Source organism: Halorhabdus tiamatea SARL4B (assembly GCF_000470655.1).
Classification (GTDB): domain Archaea; phylum Halobacteriota; class Halobacteria; order Halobacteriales; family Haloarculaceae; genus Halorhabdus; species Halorhabdus tiamatea.
On record NC_021921.1, the window covers coordinates 136,111 to 162,385 of the forward strand.

At 62.1% G+C, this 26,275-nt stretch carries 25 protein-coding genes; 12 read left to right on the top strand and 13 right to left on the bottom strand.

The window, feature by feature from the left end; all coding sequences use genetic code 11:
* Window positions 1-23: 23 nt before the first annotated feature.
* The gene (locus tag HTIA_RS00720; RefSeq protein ID WP_008523862.1) at window positions 24-1,043 is read right to left on the bottom strand and encodes an NAD(P)/FAD-dependent oxidoreductase; all 1,020 of its coding nucleotides are present in this window, start codon (window positions 1,041-1,043) and stop codon (window positions 24-26) included.
* Window positions 1,044-1,166: 123 nt separating this feature from the next.
* Here HTIA_RS00720 and HTIA_RS00725 point away from each other — a divergent pair, with 123 nt between their 5' ends.
* Window positions 1,167-1,712 carry a peroxiredoxin family protein gene (locus tag HTIA_RS00725; RefSeq protein ID WP_008523861.1) on the top strand — a complete coding sequence of 182 codons (546 nt, stop codon included), beginning with the start codon at window positions 1,167-1,169 and terminating at the stop codon, window positions 1,710-1,712.
* A 28-nt stretch (window positions 1,713-1,740) separates the two neighbouring features.
* Here HTIA_RS00725 and HTIA_RS00730 read toward each other — a convergent pair whose 3' ends face one another.
* The 3 genes from HTIA_RS00730 to HTIA_RS00740 form a co-directional block, all read right to left on the bottom strand.
* Window positions 1,741-3,108, bottom strand: a complete 1,368-nt coding sequence (locus HTIA_RS00730) for a dihydrolipoyl dehydrogenase (protein ID WP_008523860.1) — start codon at window positions 3,106-3,108, stop codon at window positions 1,741-1,743.
* A complete protein-coding gene (locus HTIA_RS00735) occupies window positions 3,109-3,492 on the bottom strand; it encodes a winged helix-turn-helix transcriptional regulator (protein ID WP_008523859.1) in 384 nt (127 codons plus the stop codon).
* Window positions 3,493-3,709: 217 nt separating this feature from the next.
* A complete protein-coding gene (locus HTIA_RS00740; RefSeq protein WP_020935909.1) occupies window positions 3,710-4,528 on the bottom strand; it encodes a HesA/MoeB/ThiF family protein in 819 nt (272 codons plus the stop codon).
* Between the two features lie 316 nt (window positions 4,529-4,844).
* On the opposite strand from HTIA_RS00740, the gene HTIA_RS00745 reads away from it, so the two are divergent.
* Entirely contained in the window at window positions 4,845-6,032 is a 1,188-nt protein-coding gene (locus HTIA_RS00745) for a redox-regulated ATPase YchF (protein ID WP_008523857.1), read from the top strand.
* Window positions 6,033-6,070: 38 nt separating this feature from the next.
* On the opposite strand, the gene HTIA_RS00750 is transcribed toward HTIA_RS00745, so the two are convergent.
* From HTIA_RS00750 to HTIA_RS00760, 3 genes are all read right to left on the bottom strand, one after another.
* On the bottom strand, window positions 6,071-7,183 hold the full coding sequence (locus tag HTIA_RS00750) for a DNA topoisomerase IV subunit A (protein ID WP_008523856.1): 1,113 nt from the start codon (window positions 7,181-7,183) through the stop codon (window positions 6,071-6,073).
* Window positions 7,180-11,322 carry an ATP-binding protein gene (locus tag HTIA_RS00755; RefSeq protein WP_020935910.1) on the bottom strand — a complete coding sequence of 1,381 codons (4,143 nt, stop codon included), beginning with the start codon at window positions 11,320-11,322 and terminating at the stop codon, window positions 7,180-7,182. Before HTIA_RS00755 ends, HTIA_RS00750 begins: the two co-directional genes overlap by 4 nt.
* A gap of 67 nt (window positions 11,323-11,389) precedes the next feature.
* On the bottom strand, window positions 11,390-12,460 hold the full coding sequence (locus tag HTIA_RS00760; protein ID WP_008523854.1) for a TrmB family transcriptional regulator: 1,071 nt from the start codon (window positions 12,458-12,460) through the stop codon (window positions 11,390-11,392).
* A 257-nt stretch (window positions 12,461-12,717) separates the two neighbouring features.
* Here HTIA_RS00760 and gyrB point away from each other — a divergent pair, with 257 nt between their 5' ends.
* Window positions 12,718-14,631: a DNA topoisomerase (ATP-hydrolyzing) subunit B gene (gyrB, locus tag HTIA_RS00765; protein WP_008523853.1), complete on the top strand. Its 1,914-nt coding sequence runs from the start codon at window positions 12,718-12,720 to the stop codon at window positions 14,629-14,631.
* On the top strand, window positions 14,628-17,099 hold the full coding sequence (gene gyrA, locus HTIA_RS00770; protein ID WP_008523852.1) for a DNA gyrase subunit A: 2,472 nt from the start codon (window positions 14,628-14,630) through the stop codon (window positions 17,097-17,099). Before gyrB ends, gyrA begins: the two co-directional genes overlap by 4 nt.
* Before the next feature lie 20 nt (window positions 17,100-17,119).
* Here gyrA and HTIA_RS00775 read toward each other — a convergent pair whose 3' ends face one another.
* Window positions 17,120-17,689, bottom strand: a complete 570-nt coding sequence (locus HTIA_RS00775) for a hypothetical protein (protein ID WP_008523851.1) — start codon at window positions 17,687-17,689, stop codon at window positions 17,120-17,122.
* A gap of 84 nt (window positions 17,690-17,773) precedes the next feature.
* Here HTIA_RS00775 and HTIA_RS00780 point away from each other — a divergent pair, with 84 nt between their 5' ends.
* Together HTIA_RS00780 and HTIA_RS00785 are read left to right on the top strand one after the other, a co-directional pair.
* Complete coding sequence (locus tag HTIA_RS00780; RefSeq protein WP_008523850.1) at window positions 17,774-18,064, top strand: DUF211 domain-containing protein; 291 nt, start codon at window positions 17,774-17,776, stop codon at window positions 18,062-18,064.
* A gap of 3 nt (window positions 18,065-18,067) precedes the next feature.
* Entirely contained in the window at window positions 18,068-18,649 is a 582-nt protein-coding gene (locus HTIA_RS00785; RefSeq protein WP_008523849.1) for a VIT1/CCC1 transporter family protein, read from the top strand.
* Window positions 18,650-18,730: 81 nt separating this feature from the next.
* On the opposite strand, the gene HTIA_RS00790 is transcribed toward HTIA_RS00785, so the two are convergent.
* Window positions 18,731-19,234 (bottom strand): RNA-binding protein, encoded by a 504-nt coding sequence (locus HTIA_RS00790; RefSeq protein ID WP_008523848.1) that lies wholly within the window; start codon window positions 19,232-19,234, stop codon window positions 18,731-18,733.
* A gap of 79 nt (window positions 19,235-19,313) precedes the next feature.
* Between HTIA_RS00790 and HTIA_RS00795 the strand changes: the two genes are divergently transcribed.
* From HTIA_RS00795 to HTIA_RS00810, 4 genes are all read left to right on the top strand, one after another.
* Window positions 19,314-20,651 (top strand): RNB domain-containing ribonuclease, encoded by a 1,338-nt coding sequence (locus HTIA_RS00795; protein ID WP_008523847.1) that lies wholly within the window; start codon window positions 19,314-19,316, stop codon window positions 20,649-20,651.
* A gap of 296 nt (window positions 20,652-20,947) precedes the next feature.
* Entirely contained in the window at window positions 20,948-21,772 is an 825-nt protein-coding gene (locus tag HTIA_RS00800; RefSeq protein WP_008528768.1) for an IS5 family transposase, read from the top strand.
* Window positions 21,773-21,834: 62 nt separating this feature from the next.
* The gene (locus HTIA_RS00805; RefSeq protein ID WP_008528461.1) at window positions 21,835-22,809 is read left to right on the top strand and encodes a phytoene/squalene synthase family protein; all 975 of its coding nucleotides are present in this window, start codon (window positions 21,835-21,837) and stop codon (window positions 22,807-22,809) included.
* 95 nt (window positions 22,810-22,904) lie between these two features.
* Window positions 22,905-23,264 carry a cell division protein SepF gene (locus tag HTIA_RS00810; protein WP_008528460.1) on the top strand — a complete coding sequence of 120 codons (360 nt, stop codon included), beginning with the start codon at window positions 22,905-22,907 and terminating at the stop codon, window positions 23,262-23,264.
* 9 nt (window positions 23,265-23,273) lie between these two features.
* Here the strand turns inward: HTIA_RS00810 and HTIA_RS00815 are convergent, their stop codons facing one another.
* Window positions 23,274-23,666: a DUF5611 family protein gene (locus HTIA_RS00815; RefSeq protein WP_008528459.1), complete on the bottom strand. Its 393-nt coding sequence runs from the start codon at window positions 23,664-23,666 to the stop codon at window positions 23,274-23,276.
* A gap of 48 nt (window positions 23,667-23,714) precedes the next feature.
* Window positions 23,715-24,512 carry a DUF7093 family protein gene (locus HTIA_RS00820; protein WP_008528458.1) on the bottom strand — a complete coding sequence of 266 codons (798 nt, stop codon included), beginning with the start codon at window positions 24,510-24,512 and terminating at the stop codon, window positions 23,715-23,717.
* An 87-nt stretch (window positions 24,513-24,599) separates the two neighbouring features.
* Here HTIA_RS00820 and HTIA_RS00825 point away from each other — a divergent pair, with 87 nt between their 5' ends.
* A complete protein-coding gene (locus tag HTIA_RS00825) occupies window positions 24,600-24,893 on the top strand; it encodes a DUF6432 family protein (RefSeq protein ID WP_008528457.1) in 294 nt (97 codons plus the stop codon).
* Between the two features lies 1 nt (window position 24,894).
* On the opposite strand, the gene HTIA_RS00830 is transcribed toward HTIA_RS00825, so the two are convergent.
* Both HTIA_RS00830 and HTIA_RS00835 read right to left on the bottom strand, forming a co-directional pair.
* Window positions 24,895-25,260 (bottom strand): DUF5658 family protein, encoded by a 366-nt coding sequence (locus HTIA_RS00830; protein WP_044950600.1) that lies wholly within the window; start codon window positions 25,258-25,260, stop codon window positions 24,895-24,897.
* A gap of 214 nt (window positions 25,261-25,474) precedes the next feature.
* Complete coding sequence (locus tag HTIA_RS00835; protein ID WP_008528455.1) at window positions 25,475-25,654, bottom strand: hypothetical protein; 180 nt, start codon at window positions 25,652-25,654, stop codon at window positions 25,475-25,477.
* A gap of 11 nt (window positions 25,655-25,665) precedes the next feature.
* Between HTIA_RS00835 and HTIA_RS00840 the strand changes: the two genes are divergently transcribed.
* The gene (locus HTIA_RS00840; protein WP_008528454.1) at window positions 25,666-26,268 is read left to right on the top strand and encodes a YIP1 family protein; all 603 of its coding nucleotides are present in this window, start codon (window positions 25,666-25,668) and stop codon (window positions 26,266-26,268) included.
* The last annotated feature ends 7 nt before the right edge of the window (window positions 26,269-26,275 follow it).

The following is a 26,275-nucleotide window of genomic DNA, read 5'->3' on the forward strand; positions in this document are numbered from 1 at the left end:
AGCCTCAGTACACGACGAGTTGTCTACTCTCCGTAGGTATGGAAATCCACGGCCTGTTCGAGAAGCTGGTCGGGAATCCCCGGGACTTCCTCGTCTCGAACCGGCCCCTGTGAATCCAGCACGTCGGGATCACGCGGGAAATCACGCAACGAGAAATGAATGTCAATCCCCGCTTTCGCGCCTGCTCCGAGAGCGACAGGGAGCTGGTTGTGGCTCGGAGTCAGATCCCCGACTGCATAGACGTTCTCGACACTCGTCCGGCCGTGATCGTCAACCTCGACAGTCCCGTCACCGTTGATTTCACACCCGAGCTCCCGCGCGAGACCGTTGTTGTATTCCGCGCCGTACATGGCGAAGCCGCCTTTGTACTCCCGTATCTCGCCATCTTCGAATTCGAGGGCTTTCAGCCAGCCGTCCTCGCCGTTCTGGACTCCGGAGATGTCCTCGTGGATCACGTCGATCGGATGGGCGTCGAGCGTCTCGGCGGTCTCGTCGCTCCACTCGAGGTCGTTCCCACGGGTCAGCAGATCCACTTCGTCGGTGAAGTTGAGCATGATCCCCGCAACGTGGACTGCGCTCTCACCGTGACCCATGACGTAGACCGGCTCGTCAACGAACATGTGGGCGTCACAGTGCAGACAATAATGGAGTCCCCGGCCGGTCCGAGGGAGCGGCGGGTCGGGACGGACGTCGTTGAATCCCGTGGCGAGGACGACGGCCTCGGCGGTGTACTCATTCGAGTTTCCGACGAGGGTTATCCCGTCGTCGTCACGCGAGCAGGAGGTGACGCGGTCGCGGTAGAAGTCACACCCGTAGTTCTCCAGTTGGTCGCGGCCCACCTGAAGCAAGTCCATCCCGCTGTCGTCCTCGGGAACGCCGATCAGGTTGTGGACCTCCTGGATCATCGCGGCCCGGCCACCGCCGACATCGACAATGGCGGTTCGGTGGCCGAGCCGGGTCGTGTACAGTGCGGCGGACTGGCCGGCGGGACCGCCGCCGACCACGATGACGTCGTACTCGTTGTGACCACTCGTTTCGTCCATACCTGTGGGAGACGGTCATGCGACACAAATAGCTACGCTTGACGGAACCCCGGTTACGCTTCCCTCACCCCCTCACGGAAACGCTACCGGTCGTTGATGGCTCTTGAAGGGGAACAAGTGACCATGTCAGAACAAACGCTTGCCAACGATGCCCTGGACTTCGAATTACCGAACGTCGGCGTCGGTCCCGATCCACTCTCGTTGGCGGATGTGATCGACGCCTCGGACTTCGCGGTATTGCTCTTCCTGCGGGACTATCACTGCCCGAAGTGTAAGGCGCAGGTATCCGAAATCAGCGAGCATGCCCGGACGTTCAACGAACTCAAGACAGCCGTCCTGCCGATTCTGCCCGAGCCACGCGACCGGGCGGCCGACTGGCGGGACAACGTTGTCGAGGACTTCCCGTTTCCATTACTGGCCGACGGCGAGAAGCGCGTCGCCGAGCAGTACGATCAGCCGACACGGTACGGGCCAGTCGGGAAGCTCCACGACCTCCTCGGACGACTCCCCCAAAGCGTCGTCCTCGATACGCGCGGCGATGATGCCGACGTGATCTTCACCCACCGCGGGGACTCGATCGACGATCGCCCGGCAGCCGAAGAACTGATCGGGACCGTCGAGGACGTCCAGGAATCGTTCGTCTTCGACTGTTCGTTGGTGGAGTGTTGAGAACTTCACCGTCGGTATTGCGACAGAACTACTCGTTCAGGGCGTCCCGGAAGGCGTACTCGACGGCCTTGTTCAGCGTCGGGTGGGCGTGAATCGTGTCCGTGATGTCGCTGACCTGTCCAGCCCCGGCCCGCATCGCCACCAGCACTTCGTGGATCATTGTGGAAACTTCCTCACCGAGCATGTGACACCCCAGGATCTCGCCGTCCGGGGTAGCGAGCACTTTCACGAAACCGTGCTCTAGCTTCTTGGCCCGACCCATCGGCGTCTCGGGGAGTGACTGCCGGCCGACCACGTACTCACGGCCCGCTGCTTCGAGTTCGTCTTCGGTCTTTCCGACGCCGGCGATCTGTGGTTCGGTGAAGACGGCGTGGGGCATCGCCGAGAGATCGACCGACCGGTCGGCGTCGTGGACCACATTGTCGATCGCGACTCGGGTTTCGTAATCGCCGGCGTGTTTGAACATCGCGTTGCCTGCGATGTCACCCTGTGCCCAGACGTTCTCCGCACTCGTCTGTAGCCGTTCATCGGTCACGATGAATCCGCGGTCGTCAGTTTCGATCCCGGCCGCCGCAACATCCAGGGTGTCCGTGTTCGGTCGCCGGCCCGCCGCAACCAGTACCTCCTCGCCCTCGACGGTAATGGCGTCGCCATCGTTGCTTTCGGCGGTGACCCGGACAGAACCGTTCACTGACTCGACTGCTGTCGCGCGATACCCGGTGTGAACCCCGTGGCGATCGCGGGCGATATCGGTGAACGTCTCGCTCACGTCGGGGTCTTCCCGGCCAAGCAGGTTCTCACCGGATTCGACGATCCGAACGTCCGTCCCAAGCGTTTCGAAGAAGTAGCCCAACTCCACCGCGATGTATCCGCCACCGACGATGACGAGGCTCTCAGGTTGCTCGTCAAGATACAGCGCTTCGCGACTGGTGAGATACTCGACAGAATCGATCCCCTCGATCGGCGGTACGAGTGGGCGACTCCCGGCCGCGACGACGACTTTCTCCCCGCTGAGACGTTCGCCATCCACCACAACAGTTCGGTCATCGACGAAGACTGCTTCGTCGTTGTACAGCGTGAGGTGCTCTTTCTCGTGGTAGTTGTCTTCCATCCCCTGAGCGAGCGCGGACAGGGTCTCGTCCATGTCCGCGACGACAGCCGAGAAGTCCACGTCGTCGAGTGACGCGTCGAGGAAGAACCGATCAGCGTCTCGGATATCCTGGGCCGCACTGGCGGCCTGGATGAGCATCTTCGAGGGATTACAGCCGCGGTTGAGACAGGTGCCACCGAGCGGCCCTTTCTCGACCAGTGCGGTATCGAGTCCGGCGTCGGCCGCGGCCGCCGCGACGTTGTTCCCGGTTCCGCCACCAATGACGAGCACGTCGTAGTGAGTCATTCAGACATCCTCCTCGCGGTCGAACTCGCTGTCCCACCTGAGGAGTGCCGCGATGGCGGGTTCTAGTGCTTTGCCCCGTTCGGTCAACGAATACTCGACGCGAACCGGCTGGTCGCTGACGATTTCTCGCCAGACGAGGTGTTCCTCCTCCAGAGAGGAGAGGCTCTCCGAGAGCATCTTCGAGGAGACGCCGTCCAGCGAGTGCTTGAGTGCACTGAACCCCATCGGCCCGTCTTCGAGCAGGTGGTAGACGATCCGGAGGTGCCACTTCCGTCCAGTGACTGTCTGGATAGTGTCAAACGACTCGCTCGGTTCGACAAACCGCGGCGGAGTCACCGTCAGCTGTTCGGGAACGCTCGTCGCCGTCTGCGCGTCGGAACTCATGGTGTAGCTCACAATGGCATCGGTAGCCTCCTTAAGCTCCCTCGCGCGAGGACTGGACATCCGGATCACCACAAGCGTTAAATACGAAAACGTGGCCGACGGATTCACGCTTGGTTGACCACGATCCAGTTATGATCTAGCAGATCGCCGTCGCTGTCAGCCCCTAGTTCGATAGTACCTCCGTCGGACGGCTCGCTTCTGACTCGATACAGGCAACTCACTCCGCCGGAACGCTGCAGGAGTCTTCGTAGGTAACGTCCTCGAGTGACTGAATCGCGGGGTTCTCGCCACACAGAGGACAGTCGGGCCGGGCGTCGAACGGAATCGTCTCGGTCGTCAGCGACCGGGCGTCGTACTGGAGGAGCCGTCCGACCAGCGAGACGCCGACCCCGAGTAACTGTTTGATCGCCTCGGTCGCCTGCAGGGTTCCGATCGTCCCGGGCAACACCCCCAGGACGCCCGCAGTCGCACAGTCCGGGACGGCACCGTCCGGCGGCGCTTCGGGGAAAAGACACCGGTAGCAGGGTCCTGAGCCGTCGAACGTCGTGACCTGCCCTTCGAAGCGATACACTGCGCCGTTCACCAAGGGCGTCTCGGTGAGTGCACACGCGTCGTTGAGGAGATAGCGCGTCGGGAAATTGTCGGACGCGTCGACGACCACGTCGTAGTCCTCGACCAGTGCCGTAGCGTTGTCCGGCCCGAGAGTACTCTCGTGCGTCTCGACCGTTACGTCCGGATTGAGGTCGGCGACGAACTCGGCCGCGCTGTCGACCTTGGGGCGGCCGATGTCGTCGGTCCCGTGGATCACCTGTCGCTGGAGGTTGCTCCGCTCGACGACGTCGCCATCGACGAGACCGAGTCGACCGACGCCTGCCGCCGCCAGGTACTGCGTCACGGGTGACCCGAGACCACCGACGCCGACGACGAGGACTGCTCCCTCACGCAGTTGTGCCTGTCCCGCCGGCCCCACGTCGTCCATGACGATCTGGCGGGCGTACCGGTCGAGGGTTTCGGAGTCGAGGTCCGGGTTCGGCATGTCGAGGGGTACCTGACCCACAGGCAAAAACACCTCGTTCGGGTCCGTCGCGTCGCCTGCCGTGTCGCAGTACCTCGGTCAGTTTTGCCCTTCGCAAGCCACTCCCACGTCTCCGATCGCCGTTTCGGGATACTGCCCCTCCTCGTCTTTCTCCACGGCTTTGACCATGTCTGTCCTAAAGGCGGTGTTCAGATAGGGATTGAAGAGTGAGGCGTGGGGGTTTCACAGTGATCGTGCCCCCGCCCATGCGTGGCACTTACACTCGCTGTCGCTCCGATTGAGAACGTTTTAGCCGCCCATCGCCCGCTAGTCACCAATGAGCTACAAGATCGGACTCGTGGGCAAACCCTCGGTGGGGAAGTCCACGTTCTTCAATGCGGCGACGATGAACGACGTGCCCGAGGGGGCCTACCCGTTCACGACGATCGACCCGTCGGTCGGCGAGGCGTACGTCCGGGTCGACTGTGCGGCCCCGGAGTTCGGCCACACCTGCACGCCGAATCACGGGTACTGTGACGACGGCGTTCGCTTCGTCCCGACGAAACTGGTCGATGTCGCGGGACTCGTTCCCGGCGCTCACGAGGGCAAGGGTCTCGGAAACCAGTTCCTTTCGGACCTGAACGAGGCGGATGTCCTCGTCCACGTCGTCGATTTCACTGGCGAGACCGACCTGGAGGGTGAGCCGACGACGGACCACGACCCGCGGGAGGACATCGACTTTCTGGAGAACGAACTCGACATGTGGTATCTCGACGTCTTCGAGAAGGGTATCGAGCGCTATCGCTCGGGGTACAACGGAGACGACGGCGATATTGAAGTCGACCTCGCCGAACAGCTCTCGGCGTTCGGGATCGGCGAAGACGAGATCAAGCAGGTCATCCTCGGCGAAGGCCTCGCACTCGATCCAGACACGTGGGACGAGACAGATCGTGAGGCGCTCGCCCGCGAGATCCGGATGCGAACCAAGCCAATCGTCATCGCGGCCAACAAGATGGACACCGAGGCTGCACAGGACAACTGGGAGACGGTGACGACCGACCCCGGGTACGAGCACCTGACGTTCGTGCCCGTCTCCGCCCACGCCGAGAAGGCGCTGAAAAACGGCGACGAGCAGGGCGTCCTGGAGTATCGGCCCGGCGACGAGGACTTCACCGTGACGGCTGACCTTCCCGAAGAGAAAGCCGCGGGACTCGAGGAAATTCGCGAGTTCATCGGGGCCTACGGCGGAACTGGCGTCCAGAACGTCATCGAAACGGCGCTGTTCGACGTCCTCGACGCGATCGCTGTCTTCCCTGGCGCACGAAAGCCACAGGACGACGGCACGTTCCTCCAGGACTGTTTCGTCCTGCCCGACGGCTCGACGGCCGAGGACTTCGCGTACTTCCTGCATACGGACATCGGCGAGGGATTCCTCCACGCCCACGACGTCCGCTCGGAACGCCAGGTGGGGGCGGAGACGAAACTCGATCACCGGGACGTGGTCGAGATCACGACGACGAACTGAGGTGGCGTCCCTCGCGAACGGAAGTCGGGCCGCACTCGCTACAGGATACCCATCTCGTCGAGTCGCTCAGGCAGATACGTATCAGTCACGAAGTCAAGGCCGTAGGAGGCAAGCGCCTGCTGTTCGGACTTCTTGTCGATATCGAGTTGGAGTTCGATCTGTTCTTCCCAGTAGTCGGTCTGGAAGCGGGGGTCCTCGAGTTCGGATTCGAGGGCGTTGACGTCCGAATCCGCGAGGGGGTCGGTCGGCAGGTCGTACTCGACAATGTCCTCGGGCTGGACGCCGATGAACTGCGCCTCGGGCGTCGCCAGGTACTTCGAGAGGTGCGCGGACTTGATCGACCCGTACGCGACGGAGCCGTAGATTCGATACGACCACGGGTCGCCGTCAGTGAACACCGTCACCGGCAGATCGAGTTCGTCGTGGAGGCGCTTGGTCAACCGCCGGGTCGCACGGGCGGGCTGGCCGCCGAGGTGGACGACCAGCGCGTTGTACTCGTCGTCGAAGCCGTTCTCGACGAGTCGATCGCGCATGCCGCCGGTCTCGACACAGAGGACGAAGTCGGCGTCATTGTCCAGGAAATCGATGGTGTCGGGATCGTTCGGGATCTGATAGCCGCCCTGGCCCACGTCGTCCTGGCAGTGGATCTCCCGGTCGCCGCGGTTGGTCTGCTCGCGGAGACGGAGGGGTCCCATCACCTTGGCACCCGATTCCTCGGGGCGCATGTGGAACTCCTCGCGGCGCACGTCCGAGACGATCTCTAGGTCCTCGATGAGCTGATTTGACTCGTCCTGGCTGTTGAACTGCGCTTCGTCGAGGTCCCACGATTCGCTCAGGTAGTAGAGTTCACGCAGCGTCGAAGAGCGGTCTTCTTCGAGCTGGTTTGCCAGGAAGTCGATCGAATAGATGACCTTCAGGAGTTTCTGTGCCCCCCGGACGCTGTTGGCAGAGCGCGTGCTCTTGCGGTCGCCGTAGACCCAGACCTTCTGTTCGGGGTCGTACTCGATGTTGGTCTTCGTCCGGGTCGGGACGTCCATGTGGGGCACGTCGCCGCGCTCGAACTGGTCGTAGAACTGTGCCGCCAGTTCGATCAAGCGCTCGCGGGCGTCCCCGTCGCTTCCGTCTGCCGTTTCGCCTGTGTCCGTGCTCATTGTTCACCGTCCACTGTGAGTTTCTCCTCGGCGATACCGTCGATCGAAATGTCGAATTCGGCGTCGTCGCTTACTTCGTACGTCAAAGCGGCGTCGTCGCCGCTCGAAACGGTCGGCGACCACTTGATGAACCACTCGCCGTCCATCTCGACGACGCGCGCGTCGTCGGCGTCGGCCTCGACGTTCGCCGGTTCGGCCGTCACGATGTCCGTGATCTCGACGTCGGCGTTCGTGGTGTCGTTGTTCTCGACGACGAGCCTGACCGTCCCGTCCTCGCGCTGTCGCTCGAGCAGGACGTTGTTCATGATCCGGGCCAGCGAGTCGTCGATGTGCAACTCAGCGCGGCCGGTCACTGCGGCCAGTTTCGTCGCCATCTCCGGGAGGATCGTCCCGAGTTTGTCCTGTTTTTCCCGGCGCTGGCGACGCGACCGGCGCTCGTTGAGGAAGGACTTGAGTTCGCGGGCCGCCTCGCGGATCGCGAGTTCGATCTCGTCTTCGATCTCGGGAATGTTGGCGATTGCGTCCTTGGATTCGCTCGTGAAAGGGACGTTCGTCGAGGCGACGTGGATCATCACGACGGCCGGGCCGTTCGGAATGCCGCTACCGCCCGGCTGATCGAGGCCGTAGTTGCGCCAGTTGATCGTCTTGACGACGTCCGTCGTCGCACAGGCCCCGCGCTGATAGACCAGTGGCACGCGATTCGCGAAGCGCATCACGTCGACCGGGCCGCCCTCCTCGAGTTCGCCGCCGTAGGCGATCCCCGCCTCGACGATGAACGGATCGCCGCCGTGGACGGAAGCGTCCCGCGTCGAGGCCGCGTAGAAGTCGGCGTCGAACTCCTTGCGGAGTCCTTCTTCGACGAGCCGTTCGGAGATCGGGGCGAGACAGCCGGTCGGCGGCGCGATGATGTCGGTCTCACGCATCGCTTCTAAGAGTTCGGCGGCCGCGTCGCGGTCGTCGGCGAGTGTCGAGACGTTTGGCACATCGTCTGGGACCGTTGCCATCACGCCCCAGATCTCCTCGAGGACGTTCTCGCGGGCCGTCTCGCCGATCGTCGCGTCGTCGTACTCCTCGGTGTTCTCGGCGGCGCGCTCGACGTATTCGGCGAGTTCCTCGCGGGTAGCCCGGTGGCGCTCGTCGTCACTGTCCTCGAACTTCGCGGCGATCCGGTCGGCCAGCCCCTCGATCGTCGCGTCGTCCTTGCGGTCGCTGGTGGCTCGATCGACCAGGCCGTAGAGATCCGAGGCGAGCGTCTCGCGCTGATCGGCTTCGTCCGTGTCCCCGATGATTTGAGCCCACGCGGCCGCGGTCGCCTTCTCCCGGACGGTACTGCCGAACGTCGTGCCGAAGCCCTCGGCGGCGGCTTCGGCCGCCTCGTCGACGATCGCACGGAGTTCGTGGTGAGCGAGGCGTTCACGGTCGTCGACGGCGTCGGCCACTTCGCGGGCGAAGGACTTCGTCGCGTCTTTGCTCTTGTTGGCGACGGCAGCCCTGACGGCCACCTCGACGTCGCCCTCGTGGACCTGCGGCGGCCGCCAGGCCATCTCGCGGCCGTCGTACCGATCCCGGAAGTTGTCGAGGACCTTCTCGGACGTTTTGCCGCCCACGCGGGTGAACTCGCCCTGCAAGAAGCCGGACACCGAATACGAATCGGTCGCTTCGAGCATCTTCAGGAGCGTCCCGAGTTCGACGCCGTGTGGATGCGGGCGGATCTCCTCGGTCTCGGCCGGGAGGTCCGCGCCCTCGACGCGTTCGAACTTCGCCGGCTCGGCCATGTTCGGCTCGTGGAACTCGATCCGTGCGTGGGGATTGACGACGGCCGTGTGCTTGATGTAATCGTGGAGCTGTTGGCGCGCCCGGAGGTTCGCCTCCAGCTCGAGTTCGATCCGCGTGCCGTGGGGACGGTCCCACGCCGTCGTCTCGTCGACGTCGATCTCGGGCTCGTTGGTGTCGGTGTCGATGATCAACTCGAAGTAGTGGGCCTCCTCGGAGCCTTTGGTCCGGGAGGTGATCTTGGCGGGCTTGCCGCTCGTCAATTGCGAGTAGAGGACGGCGGCGCTGATGCCGATGCCCTGTTGGCCGCGACTGTTCTTCACCGAGAGTGCCCCGTCGTTGACCACGACGAAGTTCTCGTCGTATCCCGTTGTTCCGGGAACTGAGATGTCATACACGTACTCCGGTGACTCGGTTCGCTCTACGTCCTTGACCGGGAGGAGACACATGTCGGTATCGGTGATCCCGTGTAGATCGTGGATCGTCTCCCAGATCTCTTCGAGGCGCTCGGTCGGCTGATGGTCCCGGTCCAACAAGCCCATCTCTTTGAGATTGTGTACGTACCGGGGTTTCGTTACGTACTCCCCCTCCAGTGCATCCTCGATGAGTTCCCGATAGACTTCGGCATGTTCGGGGCTCGATCCGATACCGACGCCGAGGAGTAATCCCGGAATCGTATCCGGAACGGTGTCCCGACCGACGTGACCGACCTGATAGTCGGCCAAGAGTGACGTCGGGACGCGCTTGTACTGTTGTTCCCCCGGCGGGAAACGTTCGCTGAAGACGTCCGTGAGAGTCACGTCCTCGCTATAGACCTTCGTCCGGTAACGTGTGCTCGGATCGTCGGCGTAGCCGTTGTCCGACGTCGCAACCTCCGTACTCGCGAGGACACCCTGCATGTTCCACAGCACCGACAGTTGTCTGGCGAGCCGTTCGCTGGTCGTCGTGTGTGACAGCTCGTTGCTCGGATGCGAATCGGACCCATCACCCTGGTAGAGCGCCGTGATGAACTCCCGTTGTAGTTCCGGCGGCGACCTGAAGACGAATTCAGGGATCTGTTTGTCCTGGGCCCGGTCGCCACAGGCCTCTTCGAAGAACATCGAAAATGGCGACCCGAACGCTTTCACGCGTGTCGAGTTCCGTGCTCGATCGACTGTCGTCGTTCGGCCACCGATACCGGCGATGGCTTCTTCGGTCGCTGTGATCAACTCCTTCTCGTGGGAACCGAAGGTGAACCCGACCTGCCGATCCCCGACGTGCCCCTCGGCGACGTAGTATCCGAGCAGTCGCATGAACGACGTGTCGAGCGGAATAGAGACGGGCATCGTCGTCTCCTTCCCGCCGACCTGATACGTCTTGAACTGACAGTCGGCAGCCTTCTCCTCCCAGCCGAGTTCGATCACCGTCTCTGCCGGCAGGTACCCCTTTTCGAGGTAATTGGTTTCGAGACTGTCCTTGAGTACGTCCACGCCGTTATAACGGTGATAGGTCCGCTTTCGGTCGCTTTCCGGCGATGGCTTCTTTCGGATTCGCTCCCCCTCTCGAAGCTGTTCCAGCGTTTCCGTCTCGAAGCCATAGACGTAGACTCGCCGCCCGTCGAGTTGCTCGGTAGTGATGTATTCGAGCAGGTTCACCGACTCGACGTGCTCGTCGAAGGAGGGGATCTCTCTCGGGGCGAGAACGACATCACCGGTTTGCAGGTCGCCCGCTTTCACTTCTCTCGTTTCGCCCGAACTGGTCAGGGAAAACAGGCTGTGATTGCCCGTCACTTCGACCGTCCGGCCCTTCTCGGTGGTGATCTCGTAGGTGTCTTCAGTCGTCTCGTGACGGATCGCATGCGTCACTGGCTCCCAGGACAACTCGTGAGTCTCCCGGTCGAACGACGGCACTTCGATTCCTTCAGGGATTGGTCGCGTCGCTTCTCCGTTTTCGGGGAGGTACGCGTCACAGAGCACACCGATCGGAACGGTATCGACGACGCCATCCCGTCGAACCAACACCTGCTGGTCCGGTGTCAGCGACTGCTCGCGCTTGTGGAACCGGCTGCCGTACAGCAGCTTCCCGAAGACTTTGGGGAGTTGTTCGCGCGTGATCCCCGGGCCGTTGTCCTCGATGACAAGCCGGTAGTACTCACCGACGTCCTCGATCTCGACGTAGACGTCGGGGAAGATGTCAGCCTCTTCGCAGGCGTCGAGGCTGTTGTCGACGCCCTCTTTGACGGCCGTGACGAGTGCCCGGGCTCCCGAGTCGAACCCGAGCATGTGCTTGTTCTTCTCGAAGAACTCGGCGATGGAGATCTGGCGCTGACTCTCGGCCAGCTCCTCGGCGATTCCCTCCTCGCCGAGCGTCGACTGCATCGATGGCATTCTCTATGCAATCAGCGACCGCGGTCGGGCTAAAGCCTTCCGGGTGTTCGTCGCTTGGACTCAGTGCCTACTCCGCGTCCTCGAGCGTGATCGTCCGGGCGGCGTATTCTTCGAGGAACGCCCCGTGGCCGCCGATCGTCGTTCGGCCCTCGTCGGTCTCGAGTACCAGGGAGTGTTCGATCGGGAACTCGTTGGTTACCGGCTCGGCGATGCCCTGATTGGTTTCGAGGACGCGGCCGGTAACGGTCTCGGTGGCTTCGTGGTCGGCATTCGACGTCGCTTCGACGCGGGCAGTCACCGAATTGCCCGCGCGCAACTGCAGGGTCGCCTGGAAGACCGCGTGTTCGATGCTCTCGTAGGTTCGACCCAGGGGTGCCGGCTCGATCACGTACACCTCGTCTGCGCTGAGCCAGAAGTTCGCCAGGAACGACCCGAACAGCGTCGGCACGATCCGCTTCTGGGCCAGCGAGATCGCGCGTTCGTCGCTGTTGGCGACCGTCATCATCTCCGAAGAGGAGATGACGCCCAGCTCGCGATCGACGGCGATCATCACCGGGATCGGGACGTTCCAGCTCCGGATGGCGCTTGCGACCGGGCGATCGTACTCGGCAAATTCCGATCCGTCTGTGTCCGTGTCCGTTACCAACAGGAGGACCAGGACACCGCGTTCGACGGCGTCCTGTAGTGCCTCACGGACCTGCGGAAGAGTCGAATGCGGGATCGAAATGGCCACGCGGTATTCGGCCTCGCTGATGTACTCGTTGATCCGTTTGACAACGGTGACCCGCGATTTGATCACGTCGAAACGCTGTGGCCGGGTTTCAGCCGCCGAAAAGCGTCGTTCGAGGGCCGGTTCGATCTCCTCGAGGCGGTTCGAGAGTATCTCGATGACGTCCTCGGGTCGCTTGGCCCGGATCTTCGTCGGGACGACGTGATCGTTGACCTCGACGAACCCCTGGTCTTCGAGTTCCTCACAGACGCTGTAGACGTAGCGTTTGGAGACGCCCGTCGCGTCGGCGATCGTGCTCGCCTTCGCCTCGCCGTTCTCGAGGACAGCCAGATACGTCTGGATCTCGGTGTCCGACAGTCCGAAGTGCGCGAGTTGTCTCGCCAGCGCTGAATCGTCGCTCTCGGTCATGCGTGTCCCTCGGTGCCGGAGAAGTCTGTCGACTTGCCGTGACTGTCCCGGCCCACCCCACCGGACATCGGGAGATTGAATATGTTCGACACTGACGGTTCCGTCAGTGACCCACCTCGCTGTTCGATCGCCATTGTATGGCACCGTAGGCGGCCCCTTCGGATAAATTGTGTGTATCTTTTCTTCGTATTTCACACGCGTTCGCGCGCGCACGAGTCATTTAAGTACCTTCGGGCGGTACCCTACAGCAGGCTTTTATGAGTGACGACAACGACTATGGGGCCGGCCAGATTCAGGTCCTGGAGGGCCTACAGGCCGTCAGGAAACGGCCGGCGATGTACATCGGTTCTACCGACACCAGGGGATTGCATCACCTCGTCTACGAGGTGGTCGACAACGCCATCGACGAGGCGCTCGCGGGACACTGTGACACGATCGCTGTCACCATGCACGACGACGGGTCCGTCTCGGTAGTAGACGACGGGCGCGGCATTCCGATCGACACCCACGAAGAATACGACCGGCCGGCCGTCGAGGTCATCATGACCGTCCTGCACGCCGGCGGGAAGTTCGACAACAAGTCATATCAGGTCTCGGGTGGCCTCCACGGCGTCGGCGTCTCGGTCGTCAACGCGCTCTCAGCGAAACTCGAAGTCGAAGTTCGCCGGGAGGGCAGCGTCTGGAAGCAGACGTTCGATCACGGCGCGCCCGCAGACGACCTCACGGAGATCGAGGCGCTCGAAGATTCGTCGGAGACGGGCACGTCGATTCGATTCTGGCCCGACGGCGACATCTTCGAGACGACAGATTTCCAGTTTTCGACGCTCGAAAACCGCCTTCGGGAACTCGCCTTTCTCAATTCCGGCGTCGAGATCACACTCGCAGACGAGCGAGACCAGCGCCGGGAAACCTTCCAGTACGACGGCGGGATTCGGGAGTTCGTCGAGTACTTAAACGAGACGAAAGACCCCCTGCACGACGGGGTCATCTACTTCGAAGACGAGAGCGAGGGCGTCCAGGTCGAGGTCGCCCTCCAGGCGACCACCGAGTTGCAGGGCTCGATTCATGCCTTCGCGAACAACATCAACACCCGCGAGGGCGGGACACACCTAACCGGGTTCAAAACGGCCTTGACTCGGGTCGTCAACGACTACGCCACCGACAACGACCTCCTCTCGGACATCGAGGAGACGCTCAAGGGCGAGGACATCCGCGAGGGGATGACGGCGGTCATCTCGGTCAAGCACCCTGACCCGCAGTTCGAAGGCCAGACCAAGACCAAACTCGGCAACAGCGAGGTCCGGGGCGTCGTCGAGAGCGCGATGCACCAGAATTTGGGGACGTACTTCGAGGAGCACCCGGACGTCGCGGGGGCGATCGTCCGGAAGGCTGTCGAGGCCGCCAAGGCCCGCAAGGCCGCCCAGAAGGCCGAGGAGCTCACCCGTCGAAAGAGCGCCCTCGAGTCGACAGCGCTGCCCGGGAAGCTGGCGGACTGCCAGACGAAAGAACCCAGCGAGGCCGAGCTGTTTATCGCCGAGGGGGACAGCGCCGGCGGCAGTGCCAAGCAGGCGAGAAATCCGGAATTTCAGGCTGTCCTGCCGATCCGCGGGAAGATCCTCAACGTCGAGAAACACCGCCTCGACCGGATCTTAGAGAACGACCAGATCCGCAACATCATCACCGCGCTGGGGACCGGCGTCGGCGACGAGTTCGATATCGACGAGCTCCGCTACGAGAAGATCATCTTCGCGACTGACGCCGACGTCGACGGGGCACACATCCGGACGCTGTTGCTCACGTTCTTCTATCGGCACATGCGACCGCTACTGGAGAACGGGCACATCTACGCCGCCCGCCCGCCGCTGTATCGGATCCGGTATCGCGGCGAGACCTACGACGCGATGACCGACGCCGAGCGCGACGAGATCATCGAGGAGAAGTGCGACGGCAACCCCACCCAGATCCAGCGGTTCAAGGGCCTGGGCGAGATGAATCCCAAGCAACTCTGGGACACGACCATGAATCCCGAGAACCGCTTTTTGAAGCAGATCACGATCGACGACGCCGCGGCCGCCGACAAGATGTTCTCGGTGCTGATGGGCGACGCCGTCGAACCGCGCAAGCAGTTCATCAAGGAGAATTCGCCGGAAGCTAACTGGGTCGATATATGAGTTCGGATCTACCCGACAGCCCGGAGGTGTCCGCCGACGCCGCGCGCGTCGAGCACGTCCGGGTCGAAGACGAGATGGAGCAGAGTTACATCGACTACGCGATGAGTGTCATCGCCGGGCGCGCCCTCCCGGACGTTCGTGACGGCCTCAAGCCCGTCCACCGGCGCATCCTCTATGCGATGCACGAGATGGGTGTCTCGAGTGGCTCCTCTCATCGCAAGTCCTCCTCGATCGTCGGGGAGACGATGGGTGATTACCACCCCCACGGCGACAGCGCGATCTACGACACGCTCGTGCGGATGGCCCAGGACTTCTCGATGCGGTATCCACTGGTCGACGGCCAGGGGAACTTCGGGTCGATGGACGGCGATCCGGCGGCGGCGATGCGCTACACGGAGGCCCGGATGGCCCCCGTCGCCGAGGAGTTGCTCGAGGACTTAGAGAAGGACACCGTCGACTTCGGGGCCAACTACGACGACCGACTCGAAGAACCCGAGGTTCTGCCCGCTGCCTTCCCGAACCTGCTGGTGAACGGGTCTTCGGGGATCGCCGTCGGGATGAGTACGAACATCCCGCCGCACAACCTCGGCGAGGTCATCGACGCAACCGTCCACCTGATCGACAACCCCGACGCCGAGGTGACCGATCTCATGGAGTACGTCAAGGGGCCGGACTTCCCGACCGGCGCAAACATCGTCGGGAAGAACGCGATCCACTCCGCCTACGCCACGGGCCGTGGTCGGCTCACCGTCCGCGCCGACTACGAGATCGACGAGATGGAATCAGGGCGACCCCGGATCGTGATCACGGAGATCCCCTTCCAGGAGAACAAGGCCCGTATGGTCGAGCGGATCGCCGACGACGTCAACGAAGGGATCATCGAGGGCGTCTCGGACCTCCGGGACGAGTCCGACCGGGACGGCGTCCGGATCGTCATCGAGTGCAAACGTGGTGCGAACGTCGACGTCGTCGAGAACCAGTTGCTCGATCACCACCTCGAATCGACCTTCGGCGTCATCAACCTCGCCTTGGTCGACGGCGAACCCCGCGTGCTCACCCTGAAAGAGACTCTCGAGGAGTACGTCGCCCACCGCAAAGAGGTCGTTCGCCGGCGCTCGGAGTACGATCTCGCCGAGGCCGAAGATCGCGCACACATTCTGGAAGGGCGTCTGAGAGCCCTGGAGAACGTCGACGATGTCGTCGATTTGATTCAAGATTCCGCGGACCGCGACGAAGCAAAGGCCGCTCTCGAAGAGTCGTTCGACTTCTCGACCGAGCAGGCCCAACATATCGTTCGAATGCAACTGGGCAGCCTCACGTCGATGGAAGCCGCCGAGATCGAAGACGAGTACGAGGACGTCCAGGCCGAGATCGAACGCCTAGAGACGATCCTCGACGACGAGAGCGAGTTGCTCGGCGTCATCAAGGACGAACTCCGGGCCATCAAAGAGGAGTACGACGACGACCGCCGGACGAGCATCGTCGAGGACGACGGCACGGTCACTCGCGAGGACCTCATCCCGGAGGAGGAGTGTCTCGTCGTCGTCACCGAGGACGACTACATCAAGCGGATGCCCGCCGACCGCTTCGACGCCCAGCACCGCGGCGGCAAGGGCATCATCGGGGCGGATCCCAAGGAAGGCGATCGCGTCTCGACGGTCTTCCGGGCGAACACCCACGACTATCTGCTCGCCTTCACGAACCACGGCCAGGTTTACCGGCTCAAGACCTACGAGATCCCGGAGATGTCCCGGACCGCTCGCGGGAAATCCGCCGTCAACCTCATCGACTTCGACGACGGCGAGGAGATCACGGCCGTCGTCAACACCGACGAGTTCGACGACGACGAGTACGTCACGATGGCGACCCGCGACGGGTACGTCAAACGGACGTGTTCGTCGGCGTTCGAGAACGTCCTCTCGACGGGGATCATCGCCGCGAAACTCGAAGACGGCGACGAACTCGTCGACGCCGTCGTGACCGACGGCGACAGCGACCTCGTGATCGCCACCGAGGACGGCATGACGATCCGCTTCGACGAGAGCGAGGTCCGCGAGATGGGCCGGACCGCCCGGGGCGTCCGGGGGATCGACCTGCAGGACGGCGACAGTGTGGCAGGGATCGTCGCGACCGACGAGCACGACGACCGGGCACTCCTGACGGTCACCGAGCGAGGGTACGGCAAGCGAACGCCCCTCTCGGAGTATCGCACCCAATCCCGGTACGGGAAGGGGCTCATCGACATCAAGACCGGTGATCGCAACGGGTCGGTCACGGCCGCCAACACCGTCGCCGACGACGATCACGTCATCGTGATGAGTGCCGCCGGCCAGATCATGCGGTGTCCGGTCGAAGACGTCTCGACGGTCGGCCGCAACACGATGGGCGTCACGATCATGGACGTTGCTGTGGATGACACCGTCGCCAGTGTCGACGTGATCCCCGGGACAGTGATCGAGGACTCGTAGCGACCGTCCAGTGAGCTGGATCAGAACAGGGGCGGATTGTACTCGTCCGGAACGACGGCTCGCCTGACGTTGGTGCCGACGGCGCACCCGAGCATCGCGAGCAGCGCGCTCGCCGGGATCAAAACGAGGGAGAACAGCACCAGAAAGGTCATCGACGTTTCCGTGCTTAATTCTCTCACGGACGAGTTTTCGGACGTAGATTCGTTTGGGCCAGATTCTTCCAGGCCCGGGTCACCCGTGTCCATCCCTGGGCTTTCCTCGGAGAAATCCACCACGCCGACGTTTTCTGGCCCCCATTGCAACGTCCAGAAGCCACCCGCCATTACCAACAGACCCGCACTGACAAGCAGGATCGCTCCGATCACACCGACACGGAACCCAATGGCAGTCGTCCCTTTCCAGTGCTTCCCATAGACGAACCCGGCGACCAGTCCGCCGATCCCTCCGGACGCGAAGAGCAACCCCAGGATGTCGATGACGATACTGGCAAACCCGATCACCAACACGACGGCAATGCCAACGATGACTGGTCGCCAGTTGTCCGTGAGAACAGTGGTGCGAAGCGACTGGAGAAATGTCTGCAAACACATATAAGTGCCTATTGACGTCCTTATGATAAAAACGTTCTGAAGCGTTACCGTTTGAACTATACGGATCGACTCGCAACCGCCACAATGATGAGTTCCATCAGACGGCTGGTTCTCGATCTGCTGAAACCCAACGAGATAGAGAACGTCGAGTTCGCACGGACGCTCGCCGGCCTCGACGGCGTCGACGGGACGAACGTCTCGTTGCTCGAGTCCGATAAGGATGTCCAGAATCTCAAGATCACGATCGAGGGTGAGAACATCGACAGTGACGTCGTCACGACGGCGGTCGAGGATCTCGGTGGGACGGTCCACTCGGTCGACGAAGTCGTCTGTGGCGATCGCATGGTCGAGGAAAGCTCGACCCATCAGGACTGACCCGTGTCGTCGAAACTGGCCGATCTTCGGGAAACCCTCGAAGACGAGTCGGTCCGGTCGATCTCCCGTCGGTATTTCATTTCAAACGGGTTCGACGGAACACTGACAGCGATCGGTATCATCGTCGGGTCGTTCCTCGGCGGGAGCCAATCGAGCATGGAGATCGTGCGGGTCGTCGTCGGCGGGACCGTCGGGCTGGCCGCCTCCGGCGTCTGGAGCGTCTGGGAGATCGAACGCGCCGAGAAACTCGCCGAGCTCAAGCGCGTCGAGGAGAAGATGCTCACTGGGCTGGAGGGAACGGAGCTACACGACCGGAAAGGAGACGCCCGGAAGGTCAACGCCGTGATGAGCGGACTCGGCCCGACGATCGGGATGCTGCTTCCGATCGTCCCCTATTTCTTCGTCGGAGTGGCGCTGTCGATGTTCTGGGCGACAGTCATCGGTGTCCTGATCGGCGTCGGCCTCCTGTTCGTCTTCGGCGCGTACATGGGCAACCTCTCGGATCAGAACTGGGTGATTGCCGGCCTCAGAACTGGCGTCGTCGGGCTCGTCGTCGGCGGAATCAACATCGTCCTGCCCGGGTGATCTCACACCGGTAGTCCTGTCCCAACAACACGGTCGCTTCTCATTTTTGACGACTGAATCAGCGTGATCGGTCTGAGGAGTCTACCCCGAAAACTCGTAGAGGTCGTCGCCGACGTGATGGATCGTGTCTACCACCTTGCCCTCGTCGCCGAGCATCTCGGTGCCGGCGATGCGTGCGCGCCCGACAGCCAGGATCTTGCCGTGGGTCTCCTCGCTGATGACCACGAGATCGCCGCTTTCGATCGACTCGTCGGCGTCGACGATGCCAGGACGCATCACGTCTGCCCCGTCGGAGACGAACGAGATCGCCCCGGAATCGACTGTGACGACGTTCTCGGCGGGTGGGTACTCGTTCGCGCCCCGGACGGTGAGAAACGGATCGTCCGTCGCGTCCGGCGATTCGTCGTCTGAGACGTAGAAGACTGCGGGTTCGCCTTCGACGAGGACGACCTCCCAGTCACTGTCCTCGAAGCTGACCTTCTCGTAGGTGTCCGCGTCGAGTTCGACGCCCAGCCCCTCGGCGAGTGCGTCTTCGATCTCGCTGATCGCGTCGGCCCGGAGGTGGTGGCGGGATTTGACGTTCATATGGAATCGCTTGTCGCGTGTCGGGATAAATCGATTGTTTGTCGAAACGCCTACCTATCGGGTCCCCGTAGCGAGGAGCATGACCGCCCAGCAGGACGACGAGCAGGCCGCCGCGGGCACCCCCGAGGGGCAAGGCCCCGTCGAGATCGACGAGGAACTCGCCCGCCATCTCGAGAACAAACGCGAGGAACTCTTCGAGAAGTTCGAGATTCCGGACGGATTCCCGCCCGAAGTCTTAGAAGAGGCCGAGGAAGCGACGACGGACTACAGGGAGGATATCGCCGACGCCATCGACGAGCGCCGGGACCTCCGGGAGATGACGACCTGGACGACCGACCCGATCGACGCCCAGGACTTCGACGACGCGATCTCGATCGAGCACCGCGAGGACGAGATCGTGCTGTGGGTCCACATCGCCGACGTGACTCACTACGTGAACCCGGAGACTGCGATGTGGGACTCGGCCGTCGAGCGGGCGAACACCGTCTATCTACCGGGCTACACCGTCCACATGTTGCCGCCGATTCTCGCCGAGACGGTCTGCTCGCTGGTCCCCAACGAGGACCGTCTCGCTCACACCGTCGAGATGCACCTCGATCCCGAAAATCTGGGGTACGAAAACATCGAGATCTACAAGTCCGTCATCCGAAGCGACGCGCGACTCACCTACACCGAGGCCGAGCGCCTGCTCGAGGAACCCGAGACGGCCGAAGACGTCCTCGAGGACCAGTCGGTCGACCTCGCCGAGAAGACCCAGCAAGTGTGGGAACTGGCCGATCGGATGCACGAGCAACGCAAGGCAGACGGCTCGCTCGTGTTGAATCCCCGGCGCGATCGCGCGCACACGATCATCGAGGAGTGTATGCTCAAGGCCAACAAGGCCGTCACGCACGTCCTGATGTGGGATCGGGGCGTCGAGGCGATGTACCGCGTTCACCCCCAGCCGTCCCCGGAGGAGTGGAACGAGGCCCTCCAGGAGATCCAGGACCTCGATGGCGTCTCGATCCCGGGCGGTGCCTGGGACGACCCGAGACAGGCCGTCAACGCAACGCTCGAGGACGCGCCCAAGCGCCAACTCGACAAGATTCAGTGGGCCGTGATGAAGGTGATGCCGCGCGCGAAGTACATGAACGACCCCTTCGGTGGCCACCACGCGCTCAACTTCGAGATTTACGGCCACTTCACGTCGCCGATCCGGCGACTCTCAGACCTCATCAACCACTGGATCGTCCACACTAACGACGTCCCCGAGGACCTCCTCAAGCTGTGTGATCGTGCCAGCGACAAACAGAAAGACGCCGAGCAGTGCGAACGCGAGTACAAGCAGTTCTTAGAGGAGGTCGGTCTCGACCCGGCGGCTGTCAACAACCGCGGGATCGAGGTCATCGACTCAGACGGCCCCGATCGCACTGAGTGACTGTTTGGCGAGCGTTCGGTAACGGGATGGTCCCTCGTCGAAGGACCATCCGGCTCTGAGAAGCGACACTCTCGTTGCCGATTCGCTGTTCGACGAATGTCCCCGACAGGTGACCCGAAGTAGTTGGGTATGGTACTTACCCAGTCGACGGTTGTATTTTAAAACAGTGAGACCGTTCGTTCACGTTGCAGGTGTCGTCAACATTACAAGCACGCCATTCCTGCCGTGTTGAATAGCGACCTAATCGGCTTATATCACGGAGTAAAAGGGCGAAGCCGAGGAAATCGATTCTGTCCATGGAAGTCGATATCCTCGACTTCGTTGAACAGTGTCGGCACCTAGTCAAACAAGCGTTGGGGAAGCACGCGGGCGAGCCCGCCAGCGGCGGGTTCGCCCGCTGGAAGCACGTTGTTCTGCACTGTTTTCGGCTCGAAGAAGACCATAGCTACCGCGAAACGCCGAATCGGCTGGAATACATGGCTGAGATTCGTGACGTACTCGACTTAGATCGAGACGACCTCCCAGACTACAGCACGATTTACAAGTCGTTCGATCGGCTGAAAATGTGGGTGTGGCGGGCGCTGCTGCGCGTTTCAGCGCAGCAGCACCCGCAGTCTGGACATGCAGCACTTGACAGCACGTTCTTCGACCGCCGCTCAGCTTCGTCGTACTACCGCCAGCGGTCGGGAAGTAACGTACAGACACTGAAAGTGACGACACTAACCGATACGGAGTCACTTGCCGTTCTCGATGTGCAGTGTCACGCCCAATGGAGGCATGATACGAAGACTGGTCCGCAGATCGTCCGCCGGAACGCGGACGATCTGCATACTGTCGCCGCCGATAACGGGTTCCAAGACTGGCACACCGAATACGAGATTACTGCACTGGATCTCGACTATCTCGTTCACTATCGCGGTTCGTCGCTGATGGCAACCGCGAACAACGCGCTCATCCGGTCAAAAGGCTACTCTCAGCGCTGGATGGCAGAAACATCCTACTCGACAACAAAGCGCTCGCTCGGCGATGCCGTGCGAGCGCTTGGCTGGTATCGACAGTTCCGGGAAATCGTCCTGATGTTCGCCATTACGAACATAGAATCGCTTTGTGAGCCACTCTAACTATGGTTCAGAATCTATTCAACAGAGCAGCCATTCCAAACCTGGGGTAATACATTGTTGCTATGACACGCCGATCCGTCAAAACGAGCAAGGAGATTCACCGGCGGACCGGGAAGACGTTTTACGTCGCCACCCGATTGCTCCCCGAGCGAATCCGCGAAGCGACCTACGCACTGTATGCGTTTTTCCGGATCGCCGACGATGTCGTCGACCGGCCGGACCCACCGGACGACCAGACGCAGCGACAGCATCTCGAAGCGATCCGGGACGCGGCGAAGGGGAAGAGCCCTCCCGAGGGCGTCCTCTCAGAGACGGACCGCGAGGTCCTCTCGACGTTCCGGTCGCTGTCCGAGGGGGCCGACATCGACCCAGCGGAGGTCGACGTCTTCATCGACGCGATGGCCCAGGACATCGAACGGTCGCGCTACGAGTCCTATGATGAGCTACGGGGGTACATGCGCGGGTCCGCGGCCGCCGTCGGGAACATGATGCTGTCGGTCATGGACGTCCCCGAGCGCGACCAGGCGAAACCCCACGCCAGGTCACTCGCCGAGGCCTTCCAGTTGACGAATTTCGTCCGTGACGTCCGCGAGGACATCTGTGAGTACGACCGCGTCTACCTGCCCGAAGAGACGCTGGACCGCTACGGCGTGACCGAGGAACAACTCCGGCAGGGTGAGATGACCGACGATGTCGCTGCAGTCGTCCGAACTGAACTCCACCGGACTGAATCGCTGTATCGCCACGGGGTCGCGGGCATCCGGTATCTTCCCGAGGACTGTCAGTTCGCCGTCTTGCTCTCGGCCGTGTTGTACGCCGACCACCACCGGAAGATCCGCCAGCTCGGGTACGACGTCCTTCATGGAGACGCGTCGCTTTCGATGACCCGGCGGCTGTGGCTGGTGGCTCGGACCTGGTATCACTGGCGACGAACGCACGAACCCGAGGCGACGTTCTACGCGGCGAGTGCGATCCCGGAGAACGGACCGACGACCAGTCATCCGGATCCACAACTGCGGCCGGAACACGCGATCTGAGCACGGGGGAACGAACGCTGTGTGACTGTCCCCTGCTCGCTCACTCGATCGTGTCTGACGTAAAACCTATACCCGTCCCGACCACCGGGATAGATATGGGACTGATGAGCAAAATTCTGGGGGGCACAGGTGCCTCTCGCCGGACGGACGATTACGTCGAACTCGACGCCGGCGACGCCGAAACGGCCGCTCCCAAGGCTGATACGGAAGTACGGATCGCACGGATCGGTGACAAACAGGACGTCATCGAGATCAAAGACGCCGTCTACGACGGCGACATCGTCCTCGCGGATATCACCCGCCACACGACCCAGGACCGGACGATGGAACACATCACCGACGAACTCAAACAGGTCGCAAACGAGGTCGGCGGCGACATCGTCCAGAAAGACGACGATCAACTCATCATCACGCCTTCGGGCGTGGCCGTCAACCGCGAACGACTCGGGCGGTAGTCGCCGTTTTCAGACTGAGTCGGGTTTGTCCGCGTCGTCTTCGACCGACCGTTTCATCGAATCGCGCCGCGCCTTGGCGTCCCGGCCTGTCGCCATCTCCAGAAAGTCGTTTTTGACGGTGACAGCGTCTTCGGCAGCCTCAACGTGGCCCTCCGCGATGACGTCTTCGGCGGGTCGCTCCTCGATGTCGAGGGCGAGTTTGTCTTTCTTGCTCCCGTAGGGCACTCGTCCGACGGTGACGCGGTCGAAAACCGGGTTATCGGGGTCTTCGACGACCAGAAGGTCCGTATCGTTGTACGATTCCGTTCCCGAAATCGGGCCGAAATACTCCTCGACTGTGTCTTCCATGTCCGCAATTCTGTCTTCGAGATACTCGCCGCGTCGCATCTTGTACTCTCGCATAGGGGGAGATTCGACAGTGTCGGGTTTACCCTTTTCGCGTCGCCCCGATCAGGCGTCCTCGACGACGAGCATCCCCTGGTGACACTCCGGACAGTAATCTCCCTCACGAAGTGACGACGCTTCGATCGGCGTCGTGAATCCGCATTTCGCACACCGAAACTGGCCGTCTCGAACCGTCTCCGCGTCGGGATTCTCGACATCGGCGCTCGCCCTTTCCAGATCTGGACGGGTACTCGACCAAACCTCGGCGTCGTCTCCCGACTCCTCGTCGGTCGCGCTGTCAGTGGACGCGTCCATCACGACGGCCGGGTCGACTTCTTCGCGTTCCGGTTCGTCCTCGACAGCCGGGTCGGACTGTTCGGAGCCCATCACGACCCCGTCGTCTGATCCGGGGTCATCTCGTTCTGTGCCCTCGGGGGACCCGGAATCCGGCCACTCGCCCGGATTTCGGTCCGGCTGTTCGTCAGTGTCGTCCTCGAGAATCACACCGTCGTCCTCGGCGGCGGACTCGTAATCCATGTCTTCCTCAGGCGGTGGTGATTCGCCCGTCTCAGTCGGTGTGACGGGTTCGTCCGCCTCGGCGTCGACGATGTCCGCTCCCGAATCCGGTTCCGGTTCGGTCACGTCGGATTCCGGTTCGGTCGTCTCGGGATCTTTCTCGACGTCCTCGGGCGTCTTGATCGTCGTCACTTCGGTGTTCTCCGAGACGACCCGTGTCTCTCCACACCGCCTGCAGGTTTCGACCTCCCGGATCGTGCTGACGACCTCGTTTCCCTGTTCCTCGCGGTCACGCTCGACGGTGGTCTCACCGAAGTCGTGACCGAAAAGCGAACACTTGATACCCATTGCCATGAAGTCGCCACCTGCGAGGTATAAGCGTACTGCTTGGAACGCGGGGACAAGTGTAAGACCCGCCACGGCGAACGGGTAGCTATGCAAGCGAAGCCGGAGTACCGTGATCGCGAGGAGACGGAAGTGGCGGTACTCGATGCGCTGGCCGACCGTGGCGAGGACGGAATGACCGTCTTCGAGTTGCGGTCGTCCGTCGAAGTCGACATCGACACTCTGGAGTCAGCGCTCGCGAATCTCAAGGCCGACGACCTCATCGAAGCCACTGACGACGGCGATGGCACCCATATCGTTCCCGACAGTGACGTCATCGGGCCCGAAACCGAGAACGAAGCGACCACCATCGTCGACCGCATCCGTGACCGACTCCCGCTGTAGGTCAGTAACTGGCCACGAAGACGACCGAGAGGTTCTGGGCGACGATCAGCGTCCCGACAGCGATCATGCCGAGAAACCAGACCCGCCAGCCCGGGACGTCAGTGACCTGTTCCCGAGCCGCGACCAGGACGACACAGGCAACGACCGCAACACCACCCTTCAACAAAATCGCCACCGCCGGATCCGCCTCGAGGAGCGTCCGGACCAACGGATTGAGTTCACCCGCCACTGACCCGGTCACGTGTGCGGCAAGCACCGTCGTAACCGTATCTCCGACACCCCAGACGAACCCCAGAAACACCACCAGCTCGGCGTACTCGGGTAGCCTGATATGAGGGAAGGAACGCAAACGGGTTCGGGCGGCCATGTATCTGGTGGATAGAACGATCTCTCGACTGAAAAACATCCGGTTCAAATTATCGTTTTTGATTTTATTCCCACGTGTTATCAGAATTACTGCGTGGAAGCTCCGTCTCGTTTACCACAAGGCAACCATCGGGCAGTATCAGCATAGAGAATTCGACGGCCGCTTTCCGAACGGAACAGAGCGACCGACACGCAGATCAGCAGGGATCCGAGCGTTACCCTTCGATGGCCCACTTCACTCGCCGAAGTCGCTGTTTGAATTCTGCGGTCGTGAGCTCGAGTCCGAGTTTCGCGAGTTCTGCGTCTCGATCTCCGTCCGGGGTGGACTCGTAGATTTCGTCGACGCGGCCGACGACGCGTTCGGCATGGAAACTATTTTTGAATGTGACGTTCACCGCTACCAACGATGCGAAAGACCCCGCTACGAAGCCCTTCCGAGTACTATCGCCAGACGGATCGCCCCTCGCTGTCAGTCGGGACGGCCGTGGTCCTCGTCGAAGCCACCCTCGTCGCCGTTGTCGTCTGGGTGTTCGTCCGACGCGTCATGGCCCAGATCGACCTCACTGCCGCCGAGCGTGCCGACGTCAGTGGCATGATCGTCGGCGGGGCCGTCGGCGTATTCGTCGCCGTCCTCCTCGGATGGCTGCTCTTCGGCGCTATCCTCCACGTCTTCGTATGGTTTGCAGACGGCGATCGGGGGTTCGGGACGACGCTGGCGGTCGTCGGCGAGGCCGACCTCGTTAGCATCCTCCTGTTTCCGGTCGCCGCCGTGGGGCTGTTCACCATGGTCGGCGACGTCCCGTCGGACCCGGCCGCGGCGGCGAGCTTTCTCGAACGCGCTGGCCCGTACTCGTCACCACTCGCGGTGCTGTCGAGTTTCGTCGGGTTCGTCTGGCGAGCGGTGATCCAGGGAATCGGACTCGCCGAGGCACACGACCTGCCGGTCGGGAAGATGCTGACGCTCACGTTCGTCCTTGGATTTCTCGGATTCGTGCTCAACCTAGTCTGAACACTGG

Bases quoted from the DNA above. Each gene is read 5' to 3' on its own strand.
- HTIA_RS00760 (WP_008523854.1), bottom strand. From the start codon at position 12,460: ATGACCGAGAGCGACGATTCAGCGCTGGCGAGACAACTCGCGCACTTC.
- HTIA_RS00810 (WP_008528460.1), top strand. From the start codon at position 22,905: ATGGGACTGATGAGCAAAATTCTGGGGGGCACAGGTGCCTCTCGCCGG.
- HTIA_RS00750 (WP_008523856.1), bottom strand. From the start codon at position 7,183: ATGAGCACGGACACAGGCGAAACGGCAGACGGAAGCGACGGGGACGCC.
- HTIA_RS00780 (WP_008523850.1), top strand. From the start codon at position 17,774: ATGATGAGTTCCATCAGACGGCTGGTTCTCGATCTGCTGAAACCCAAC.
- gyrA (WP_008523852.1), top strand. From the start codon at position 14,628: ATGAGTTCGGATCTACCCGACAGCCCGGAGGTGTCCGCCGACGCCGCG.
- HTIA_RS00815 (WP_008528459.1), bottom strand. From the start codon at position 23,666: ATGCGAGAGTACAAGATGCGACGCGGCGAGTATCTCGAAGACAGAATT.
- HTIA_RS00745 (WP_008523857.1), top strand. From the start codon at position 4,845: ATGAGCTACAAGATCGGACTCGTGGGCAAACCCTCGGTGGGGAAGTCC.
- HTIA_RS00740 (WP_020935909.1), bottom strand. From the start codon at position 4,528: ATGCCGAACCCGGACCTCGACTCCGAAACCCTCGACCGGTACGCCCGC.
- HTIA_RS00730 (WP_008523860.1), bottom strand. From the start codon at position 3,108: ATGACTCACTACGACGTGCTCGTCATTGGTGGCGGAACCGGGAACAAC.
- HTIA_RS00735 (WP_008523859.1), bottom strand. From the start codon at position 3,492: ATGAGTTCCGACGCGCAGACGGCGACGAGCGTTCCCGAACAGCTGACG.
- HTIA_RS00790 (WP_008523848.1), bottom strand. From the start codon at position 19,234: ATGAACGTCAAATCCCGCCACCACCTCCGGGCCGACGCGATCAGCGAG.
- HTIA_RS00825 (WP_008528457.1), top strand. From the start codon at position 24,600: ATGCAAGCGAAGCCGGAGTACCGTGATCGCGAGGAGACGGAAGTGGCG.
- HTIA_RS00840 (WP_008528454.1), top strand. From the start codon at position 25,666: ATGCGAAAGACCCCGCTACGAAGCCCTTCCGAGTACTATCGCCAGACG.
- HTIA_RS00830 (WP_044950600.1), bottom strand. From the start codon at position 25,260: ATGGCCGCCCGAACCCGTTTGCGTTCCTTCCCTCATATCAGGCTACCC.
- HTIA_RS00800 (WP_008528768.1), top strand. From the start codon at position 20,948: ATGGAAGTCGATATCCTCGACTTCGTTGAACAGTGTCGGCACCTAGTC.
- HTIA_RS00820 (WP_008528458.1), bottom strand. From the start codon at position 24,512: ATGGGTATCAAGTGTTCGCTTTTCGGTCACGACTTCGGTGAGACCACC.
- HTIA_RS00725 (WP_008523861.1), top strand. From the start codon at position 1,167: ATGTCAGAACAAACGCTTGCCAACGATGCCCTGGACTTCGAATTACCG.
- HTIA_RS00775 (WP_008523851.1), bottom strand. From the start codon at position 17,689: ATGTGTTTGCAGACATTTCTCCAGTCGCTTCGCACCACTGTTCTCACG.
- HTIA_RS00755 (WP_020935910.1), bottom strand. From the start codon at position 11,322: ATGCCATCGATGCAGTCGACGCTCGGCGAGGAGGGAATCGCCGAGGAG.
- HTIA_RS00795 (WP_008523847.1), top strand. From the start codon at position 19,314: ATGACCGCCCAGCAGGACGACGAGCAGGCCGCCGCGGGCACCCCCGAG.
- HTIA_RS00805 (WP_008528461.1), top strand. From the start codon at position 21,835: ATGACACGCCGATCCGTCAAAACGAGCAAGGAGATTCACCGGCGGACC.
- HTIA_RS00720 (WP_008523862.1), bottom strand. From the start codon at position 1,043: ATGGACGAAACGAGTGGTCACAACGAGTACGACGTCATCGTGGTCGGC.
- gyrB (WP_008523853.1), top strand. From the start codon at position 12,718: ATGAGTGACGACAACGACTATGGGGCCGGCCAGATTCAGGTCCTGGAG.